5 protein-coding genes are annotated in these 10,006 nt (G+C 64.5%); 3 read left to right on the forward strand and 2 right to left on the reverse strand.

Going from position 1 to position 10,006, the window contains the following annotated elements; translation table 11 throughout:
• Window positions 1-161: 161 nt before the first annotated feature.
• The 3 genes from H6717_41800 to H6717_41810 are packed head-to-tail and all read left to right on the forward strand — an operon-like array spanning window position 162 to window position 7,005.
• A complete protein-coding gene (locus H6717_41800; GenBank protein ID MCB9583642.1) occupies window positions 162-1,595 on the forward strand; it encodes a hypothetical protein in 1,434 nt (477 codons plus the stop codon).
• Complete coding sequence (locus tag H6717_41805) at window positions 1,592-3,655, forward strand: hypothetical protein (protein ID MCB9583643.1); 2,064 nt, start codon at window positions 1,592-1,594, stop codon at window positions 3,653-3,655. The genes H6717_41800 and H6717_41805 overlap by 4 nt, the downstream gene beginning before the upstream one ends.
• On the forward strand, window positions 3,652-7,005 hold the full coding sequence (locus tag H6717_41810) for a DEAD/DEAH box helicase (protein ID MCB9583644.1): 3,354 nt from the start codon (window positions 3,652-3,654) through the stop codon (window positions 7,003-7,005). Before H6717_41805 ends, H6717_41810 begins: the two co-directional genes overlap by 4 nt.
• Before the next feature lie 514 nt (window positions 7,006-7,519).
• Here H6717_41810 and H6717_41815 read toward each other — a convergent pair.
• Window positions 7,520-9,283 (reverse strand): serine/threonine protein kinase, encoded by a 1,764-nt coding sequence (locus H6717_41815; GenBank protein MCB9583645.1) that lies wholly within the window; start codon window positions 9,281-9,283, stop codon window positions 7,520-7,522.
• Between the two features lie 81 nt (window positions 9,284-9,364).
• Window positions 9,365-9,976: a hypothetical protein gene (locus tag H6717_41820; GenBank protein MCB9583646.1), complete on the reverse strand. Its 612-nt coding sequence runs from the start codon at window positions 9,974-9,976 to the stop codon at window positions 9,365-9,367.
• Window positions 9,977-10,006 lie beyond the last annotated feature (30 nt).

Here is a 10,006-nt window from a genome sequence, read left to right on the forward strand (position 1 = left end):
GAACGGGGTCCGAATGAAGTGCGCTTTCGCGCGCCAATGCGAGGTTGGCGAAACACGACGGTTCTGGTCGCATCCGCAGCACTCACCCCACAGGGTGCTTGCAGTGGTCGGCCATCCTTTGGCATTCTCCATGCTGAGCGTGCTCTGCGAGCATGCGGGAGGTGGCGATGTCTGTGGTGCCGTTGCCGGTGTTTCTGACTGCGTATGACCCGACGGATGTGCCTGGGGGTAGCCTGGATCCGCTTGGTTTTGGCTCTGGTTTCAACGGGTTGGCGGACGAGCTGTTGCCGGGGCTCACGGGTGTCGCGTCTGAGCCGGCCTACCTGGCTTTGCTGTGCGGGGCGTTGCGTCTTGCAGACCATGAGTTGGGCAGTCAGCTCGAGACATTGCCGCCCGCGAAACGACGGCTCGTGCGGGTTGCTGCGGCGGAGCGACTAGAACGCGCGTGGGCGATCGGGTGCGCGCTCTCGATCGACCCGGAAGCGGGCGACGGGAGCTTGGATGCCGAGCTCTCCGGGTTGCGAGGCGTGAGCTATGTCAAGAAAGAGCTACAGCGCATCCACCGGGATGGTCGGCGAGACGCCGGAACCCGCTGGCCCCTTCTTTCGCGCCAATACACCTATGGAATGCTGGGCATCTACGGCGGTGTGGCCGATCGCTTGCGCTTGCTGGACAAGGCGGATTTCACCCTGACGCCGTCCATTGGTGTGGACTTGGGCGAGGCATTCCTCGCAGACACGCTGCCCGAGCCGCCGCTCCGAAGGCGGATTGCGAAGTTGGCTGTCGATGAGGCCGCAACGTTGCCGCTGGGCGAGTTGGCGCGCTGGGGTGAGCGGGCGCGGCCAGGCATGGAGCTGTCGGAGCCGGTGGCTCGCGCCCTCCGGGACGGCTTGTGCTCCAACGCGCGACGACACCTTTCGCTACAGCTGATGGAAAGCGTGATGAGCGCGGATGTTAGAGCCGATGCGTCAGCGGAGCGCGCGGAGCCGGGGGAAGTGGAGATGATCGAGCGCTGCCTGGCGGCGCTCGATCGCGGCGCGCTGGGAAACGGCGCTCAGGGCGAGCACGGCGTTCTGCGTGGTGTGCTCCAAACCATACTGGCGTTCGAGCACGTGTATCGCTGGAGCGTTGTCGGGCTGGAGCGGCTCTTGCACGTAACGCACGGCGCAGGCGACACGGTTGACGTTGCAGCGCTTGGTGCGGACAGAGGGTTGGAGCGCGCGTGGAGCAACGTGGCGGCCGGCTTGCCTACGCTCGAGCAACGGCGAGAAGAGCTACTCCAACTTGGCCTGAACGACACGGCGCGCCGCCTGACGGACGTCGTCAAGTTCGCTGGGACTGCGGGGCGCGCAGGTTCCGCCACCGAGTTCATGGATGCCGTCCTGTTCCGGCATCGCGAGGTGCAGCACAGCAAGCTCGATCGCGGGCGACGGAAGCTCCCTTGGATCGAACGGCAGGCCGACAAGCTCGTGATCTCCTCGAACCTCGCCGGAGCGAGTGCTGCGCCCATTGTCGACGCGCAGGAGGTTCTGCCCCACGCCTGGCGCACCTGGGCTGCGCGTAACTTCGTGCGAGCTGTCGGAGGTGTGTCGTGAATCGAGGGAACGCAGCGGATCGCCGCCTCATCGATCGCTTCCGCTTCGACGTGAAAGGGCTGGGCGATGTGCGCCGCATCGTCGCTACGACGCACAACCTGGAAGCGGACTTCTTCGAGCACGACTTCCTGCCGAATGTGTTGGGTGTGCCCAACGCGGAAGACCATGCGTTCAAGGCGCGGACGGAGCTCCAGCGCCGGCTGCAGCAGTGCGATTTAGTCGCCGTTGCGATGGACGCGGCCGGCTACCAGGGGCGGCCGTCACTGCGCACTACCCTTCGCCCCGTCACACTCCGGGGCCGGCGGTTGCACGCGAAGCTGCTCGCCGTGCAGTACGAGCACGGCGTGCGGGTGAGTGTGGGCTCTGCCAATCTCACGCCCGGTGGCTTTCGCCTGAACCGAGAGGTCGCCGGTGTGCTGGAAACACGCGACGATTCCGAGGCGGACGCGGGCAGTATCGCAACTGTGCTGAAGAGCGCTGTCGACGCCCTAGTCGTGCTCCGGGAGCGCGGTGCTCAGGACGTAGTCGAGGGCTTCGCTGCGATCGCGGAAGCGGTGCGACGCTGGCATCCAAAGTCCAAGCCACAACACGACCTGGTGTGGAGCGGGGGCGCCGAATCGCTTGCGCAAGACATGGTCCAGCGGTGGTCGGGTCCAGGCCCCGTAGAGCGCATTCGCATCGTCAGCCCGTTCTGGGCGGAGGATGGGACCGACCGTGCGCCGCTGGTGCGCTTCGTTGCGCTGCTACGCGATGCGGGCAAGCTCGCTCCTCAGTGTGACGTGGAGCTGTACCTGGACGCGGCGGCCTTGGCGGAAGGCGGACATGCCATCGCGTACCCTGCCGGGTTCGCGTTGAGCTCAGGATTGGGCGGCGTGAAGGTCACGGCGCACGCAGTGGACCCCACGGTGGATCAGAACGACCTCGACATGAAGGTCGAGTTGAACAAGGCCCGCGCGCTGCATGCGAAGGTGGTGATCTTGGAGGGCGGCGAGCGCGCGCTCGCCTACGCTGGCTCCGGGAACTTCACCCGCGCTGGCTGGGGCATTGGGGTGCCCGGGAACATCGAGCTTGGCTGGGTGCTCACCGGCTCCCCGAAGCAGCTCCGGGAGCTGGTGCCGGAGACCACTGGCCAGGGCGAGGAGATCCGGCCGGGTCAGCTCCTGAACGACAGCGCGCCAGCGGAAGAAGAGGAGGCCGCGTTCTGGCCCAGCTACTTGCTCGGCGCGGATTTGGAGCCGGATCCGGACGATCCAGATCGCTTGCTCTTGGTCGTACGCGCGGACCAGAGCGCGCCGCGCTTTGCTGTTGCGACCGTGGGCGACGCCGCGAGCGCTAGCGTTCAGCTACTGGAAGCGGGCGGCAGTGCGGGTGCGGAAGTGCGTGCCGCGCTGGGTTCCGCGGCGCTCCAACAAATCATGCATGAAAGGGAAGTGCTGATCACCGAGGTCGAATCCGGGCGTTCGGCGCACTACCCCGTGAACGTTGCCGCCGGTGAGGCACGACTGCGGTTGCCCATCGCACCCGGGGCTGGCCGTCCTGGTGAAGCAGCGCTGATCGCGTACTTTCAGGGCAAGGTAGACTTCGAAGATCTGTATCCACCGCCCGGGGAAGCGGCGCAGCGACTGCACGTCGGGCCGCGTGGGCTCGAGGAGAGTGGGGTGGATACGTCGCAGATCCTTTCCTACCAGGTGCGCGAGTTCGTTCAGGCGCTGCCGGGGATTCGTGCGGAGATTACGAGTGTGGGGCGCTCCCGCGCGGCACTCGAGTTTGCGCTGCTCGGACAAGTGGGGCCGGTGGGACTGGCTCGCGCCATTTGTGAGGCGGCGGAGCACGGTGGAAAGTCTGCGGTGGCAGCGGCGTTCCAACTGGTGGAGCTCCTCCGCGTGCTCGAAGACGCGGCATCGGCCGCTGCCGAGGAGGACTTCCGCGAGGTCTATCAACGAGCGATCACGCGGGTACGAGAGTACTTGGCCCGAGTGAAAGCGAGGGATGCGGAGGCGTTCTCTCCGCAAGCAGCGTTCTCGAAGTACGAGAGCGTGATTGGGGGAGGTGCGCCGTGAAAGCATCGCCGCTCGTGAATCTGGGCGCGGACCGTGTGCGGATGAAGGACCAACGCGATGTGGACCGGCAGCAGGCCACGGTGCAGCACTTGCTCGACCGCTTCTACACCGACAAGGAAGAGGAGCAATACGAGCTCCAGGTAGTGGCGGACGAAGTGGGCATGGGCAAGACGTTCGTGGCGCTGGCTACGGCGTTCGCGATGCTAGAGGCGCGGCGCGAGGACCCGGAGGAGCAGAAGAACGCGAGCGTGCACGTGCTGGTGCTCGTCCCGAACAATGACGCCTTGTTTCGGAAGTGGAACAAAGAGGTGAAGGAGTTCGTGAAGCGTTGCGTTCCAGAAGACAAGCGCACGGAGGTGAGCTCGCGATTTCGACGCGTTGAAGTGGAACGGCTGGACGAACTGGTCGCAGCGCTGTGCCAGCGCAATGGGCCAGAGGTCGTGGTGGCAAAGACGTCGGCGCTTGCGGGCAAGGTGCGAAACTTCGATGCGAAGGCGCGGTTGGTGTTGGCGACGGCATTCCGTGTGTGGGCGAATGCCTTCAGGCTGGATGCGCGAGAGCGGCTGCTCCGTGGAGGAGAGAAGTGGCAGTGGCCAGCGGATCCGCGCGGGTTCGGGCAGCTAGACGAACTACAGGAGCAGATTCCGCTCGAGCTTGCCCCGCTGGTGAAGCACATCGAGAGCGAGCTCGGTGGGGAGCGCGGCGAACCGCTATTGGAGGCGTGCCGAGAGTGCGCGACGCCGTACAAGCACAATCGCGAGGCGCTACTCGTGGACATTCGCAAGAAGGCCGTGGAGATCTACAAGGAAGCGGTCATCGCGCGACTGACCCGGGCGATTCCGCTCGTAATCGTGGACGAAGCGCACAACTGGAAGAACGGCCCTAGCAAGGGCTCGAACAACTACAGAGAGTTTGCCAGGTGGATTGCGCCCCGAGCGCGCCGCTTGCTCTTGCTCACGGCAACGCCGTTTCAGCTGCGGCCCGACGAGATGCTCGAGATCCTAAAGGCTTCGGATGACATGGACATTCCGGAAGACCGCTGTGAGCGCTTGCGGATGTTCCGTGAGAAGGACATCAGAACCGTGCTCGACGAGTCCAGTCGGGCGAGCAAGCGCTTTGCGCAGGCCTGGGCACGGATTCCGACCAGCATCGGTCCGCAAGCAATCCTCGAAGTGTGGAATCAGCCAAACCTGGTTGAAGCGCGAGAACGACTTCGCAAGGTCGCCGACCAACACGGCGCCTTGGCATTCGGCGAAGTGGACGCCGCGGTCGAGCTCGGTGCACGCGGCGTTGACCCTGCTCTGCGGGAGTTCTTCACCCAAGCGCTGCGGCTGTTTGCGTTCAATCGTGACCTGAGTCAGGAGCTCGGGAAGCTGGTGGTTCGCCATCGCCGGCGCACGGAGCATCGTCTGGTGCGCGTGGGCGATGAGGTGAACAAGGCCGCCGAGCACATCAACGCTCGCCCAGATGCGCGAGTGCTACACGCGAGCCCGGGTATCGATGTGCGGGGCGAAGGCGAGCTGCCGCACTACTTGTTGATGCGTGCGTCCTCCGAGATCAAGGGTGGGCGCGGGAAGGCAGCGCTGGGCCAGAATCTCACCGGTTGCTACTCGACGCTGTTCCAGAGTGCGGACGGGAAAGAGTTCCAGAAGGCAGACTCCGGGCGCGCGCGAGAGTACGTGGAAGTGCTCAAGGGACTGGTAGGTACCGAGGACGCGGACGCGCGCCACCCCAAGCTTGCGGCGGTGGTGGCGGACACGGTGGCGCGCTGGGAGCGCGGAGAGAAGACGCTGCTGTTTGCATTCCGGAGCAACACGGCGCGGCAGTTGGCGCGGTTGATCGGTGAGGCGATCGAAGCGCGCATCGACAATCGCAAGAAGCAGGCGTTCGGAAGTGACACGGGGCTCCAGGCCTTGCGCAATCGCTTCACCGGCAAGGACCGAGACCTGATCCCCATTGTGCTGGACCGCGTGCTGTGGTCTGCGCTCTGGGCGCCGCAGGGAAAGGCGTTTGGTCCTGATGCTCTGCAGCCGAGCAAGGAGGACTACTGGCAAGTGGCCGAGCTCGCGTTTCGCTACGGGGTCGACGTCATGGACAAGACGCCGGACAGGGTGTTCTTGCAGCGCGCTGTCGAGTGCGCTCAAGCGCGGCGCCTGAGAACCTTGGTGGACGCAAAGTCTCGCGCACGGAAGCTTCTGGAAGCGGTTGCCGACGAGAGCTGGGTGGCGGAGCCGTACGGAGGCATGCAGGCCGACGACGAAGAAGAAGCCGGCACGCTTGTCAGCGAGAAGGGGGTGCTCTCTCGGTATCGCCTCGTTGGCAAACCGACGGCGGAGCAAGTTGCGTCGCTGGCACAGCAGCTGTTGGAGCGCGACGCAGCCGCCCAGCGCGTTCACAAGATGTCGGCCCTCCGAACCGCGTTCGTCGGACCGAGCTTGTGGCTCGGTGTCGAGCCCCTCGATGTCGCACTACAGCGCTGGCACCTTCACGATTCCGTGGATGACCACCAGGACCAGCGCCTGTTTCACGAACATCTCGATGCGCTCACCTGGCCCAACGGCACGCCCGATTTCCGAACCCGTGCGCTGGCGATGCAGGCGGTGCGCCGCGCTGCGCTGCGAGAGTCGCTGCTTGTGCGCCTGCTGCCGTCAGCAGCCGAGCTCGAAGACGAAGCTTGGGCCACGCTCCTGGTGCAGCGCATCGGTGAGCCGCTGTATCCCGGTGGCGAGAGCTTGCTGCGCCGGCTCGGCGTGTTCCTCGAAGATCTGGCCAGCGCCAGCGGAGACATCGGAGACCCAACGGATGCGCGGGGCGCGCTGTTCGATGCAACCCGGGCACGCGGGCAGAGTGGCGTGTACCTCGTGGCGGGGGACACCAAGCTCGACACGCGGAACCGCGTCTTCAGCGGGTTCAACACGCCGCTCTTGCCAGAAGTGCTCGTCTGCACGCAGGTGGGCCAGGAGGGCATCGACCTTCACCGCCATTGCCGCCACGTCGTGCATTACGACCTTGCCTGGAATCCGGCGACCCTGGAACAACGTACGGGGCGTGTGGATCGGATTGGATCTGCCGCAGCGCGGGCGCAGGACTTGCGGGTGCGCACCGGGCTGGACGCGCCGAGCTACCTCGAGGTGGACGTGCCGTATCTGGCTGGGACGTACGACGAGCGCATGTTCGAGGAACTGCGGCTGCGTGCGCAAACGTTCGAGGTGCTCACCGGCGGCGAGCTCGCGGCGGATCAGGCTGAGGGCGTTGAGGAAGAAGGAGAAGAGCAGGGCCTGAGCTTGGTGACACTGCCGGCGGAGATGGTGGCGGAGTTGCGGGTGGATTTGGAGGTTTGGAGGGAATGATTCGATGCATGCATCCTTGTTGGGCGAGACGCAGCCAGCCTGCCAGAATTGAGAGTGGCGGAGTGAATCGTCTGGTTCTTGTGATCTTGATGGCTCTGCTCGCCTGCAAGAGTTCGGGGAATGAGCGCAGCACGTCCGGAGATCCGTGCGACGAACAGCCGATTAGGCAGACTTTGCCATTGCACCTATGCAGCGAGATGGGCGACTCGTCTGGCTACGTCCGGGTCGTCGACAAGAATGACGTTGAGCTTGCGATAGTACCCGCCAACCAGGAAGCGGCGAGACTGGAGCGCGCCGGGGATCAGCCAGACGAAATCCTGCGAAGACCGGGCCACAAGGACGTGAGGGTTTGCCTGAAGACCGGTCTCAGAAGCGGCACTGTGGGCTACGTGTGGAGCGTGCACATCTTTCCCCGGCCTTGCGAGTGACTTTGCCGACATGGCAGTCGTCGCCCTCGAGTGGGATGGGCACCGTGCGACCGAGCTACTCGTGGCCGCTGCCAGCGCAGCTGCCACTATGGTTCCGTGTCAGCGCATTCCCTGGATGGCGCCACGTCCAAGGGATCGAGGTAGAACCTAACGGCCTTCACAATTCCACCTCCAGGAAACTGGTGGAACTCGAGACCCTTGCAAAGAACCTCACCTTTGAGGGACTGGTAGCGCGCGTCCGACACGCTTCCCAGTTCCTCGCCACCGAGCACGCCGCGTCTTCCAACCCAGATCGACAGTCCGTCCGCGGTGAGATCGGTAAGGCTAACCTCCAACGGCTTGGTCGCAGCGGTTCGCGATGCGCCGACGTTCATGCACACTTCCCGCGATGGGTCGCGCCGCGGTGCAACGCAGACGTCGACTTTTGGATCGATCAACAAAGCGACTTGCCCGTTCGCGTCAGGCACGCGCACTTGCCACAACCGGAGGTTCCAAAGGGAATTCTGGTCAATTGTTGAGTCGCACGCCAAGGGTGCACAACTGCGTCCCGACGGACAGCACTTCGGGTCGCATGCGGGAACATTCGACCCACACGCCTTTGGCCAGGAATTGTCGCCCGCGCGCGGGACAGAGTTGGCGAAGCCGGTGCTTGCCGCGACATCGTCATCCTTATCCTCGAGATCGAAGACGATGGACGTCCCGTACACGAACAACACGACTAGCCCGCCAAGCATGAACACACTGAGCAGCAATAGGCGTTCAGGCCACTTGCTCTGACGAGGCACTGGTGCCTCGAGCGACGCCGAATGCGTGAGCGGTGCCGATTGTGTCTCTGGGGTGAAGAGGCTGAGAACTGGCGGTTCACCAGGCAACGTGACGCGGTGCGGCTCTGAATCGCTCGTGGCTTGCTCTGCCTCGTCCGTCGCAGTCCGCTCTCGTTGCTCCAGCGTAGGTTTCGATCCAAACAGGAACAAAGTCGACTTCGAAGCAAGCTCGATGCGGTGGTGAAGTGTCTGACCGCTTTGGATCCGTGCCGACGGGTCCAGCGCCAGGCTGTCCGCGAGGAAGAGCTTCCACGGGTTGCTGCCCGTATTCCCTAACCAGCTTCGGCTCTTCACGTGGTTGCGATAGAAGGTGGCGTACTCGAAGATCGTGGAATCTTGCGCCAGCCCGCTTGGGTGTATGCCAAACAAGAGAATCCAAGCGAGCACACCAAATGCAAAAACATCGGACTGCGGTGCAGGTATTCCACCGCCAAAAGTCTTGGGGTCCAACAACTCCGGTGCCATGTACGGTGGCGTCCCCACGACGTGGCCTTCCGCTGTGAGTGCGGGATGGTTCGCGTCCGTCTTCGCAATGCCAAAGTCGACGAGTTTGGTATGTTGTGCGCTCTCGGGAAAATCCCAGAAGTCGTCCGTAACCAGAACGTTTTCGAGCTTCAGGTCTCGGTGCACCACGCTGCGCTGGTGGAGGTACATCAGCGCGCCTGCGATATGGCGCAGGACCTGAATCCGGTGGCGTTCCGTGAATCGAGAGTCAGCCAAGACTTCGTCGAGTGGACTGCCCTGCACGAAGTCCAGGACCAGCCCCAGCACTCCGCTGGCTAGGTCCTCGAACATGGCATGGCACCCTACGAGGGAGGGATGATCCAGTTTCGCAAGAGCCCGCGCCTCTCGCCGAATCCGCTCGAGCTGGTTGGCGCTCGCGCCGGTGACTTGCACCAGCTTCAAGGCGCGGTGAACTCCCGGGTTGAGCGGATCCTCGGCTCGCCAGACGCTACCCTGCCCACCTTCACCAATCGGACCCACCAGCACGTAGCGGTCGACCCGTCCCCCGGGTTCCAATTCCACGCAGACATCATACGTCACGCAGCTGGCTTCTCGCGCGTACTTTGACGGTCAGAAGAACGTGCGGTGCTGCGGGTTCCAACACTACGGCAAGCAAAGCCCCGCCGCGGACGGCAATCCGTTGCGGCAGGTGACGGTGCACGAGCCGGTGATCCAGTCGCGCGTCTGCCCAGCGGGGCACGCCGCGGGAGTGGGCGCCGGCTGGCTGCCGCTGGCTGCGCACACCATCGCGACCGGGGGAGCGCCGTTGGGGCACGCCGGAGCGCACCAGCCGAACACCAGGTCCCGCGCCTGACCCGTGGGACAGCCCGACGCCGCTGGATTTGGCGTGGGCTTCGGTTGCGGTCCCGGATTTGGGTTCGGAGCTGCATGCGCGTTTCCCAGTGGCGCGCTCACCTCCAGCGTGAAGGCGTCCAGCAAGTGCTGGCGCACCATCGCTTCCGAGATCCACGCGTAGCCGTGGTCCCGCCATTCGACGCCCCAGCTGTTGTGCAGCAGAAACCGCAGACCGCCTGGCGTTGTCTTGTATCCCACGATCGCAACGGCGTGCGCGCCGTCCGTAGCCTGGTAGTTCGGGATGTCGGGCCCAGCAGACCCCCGCTCACCCCAAACCGGCGTGTTGATGTTGAAGCTAGCGAACACGGCGCGACCGGTGGCCACGGCGGCGGCGATCTGCGAAGGGTTGCCGGGCTTCACATCGAAGCTCTCTATGTGGGTGATGGTGTA

The sequence above is a fragment of the Polyangiaceae bacterium genome (assembly GCA_020633235.1).
Taxonomy (GTDB): domain Bacteria; phylum Myxococcota_A; class Polyangia; order Polyangiales; family Polyangiaceae; genus JACKEA01.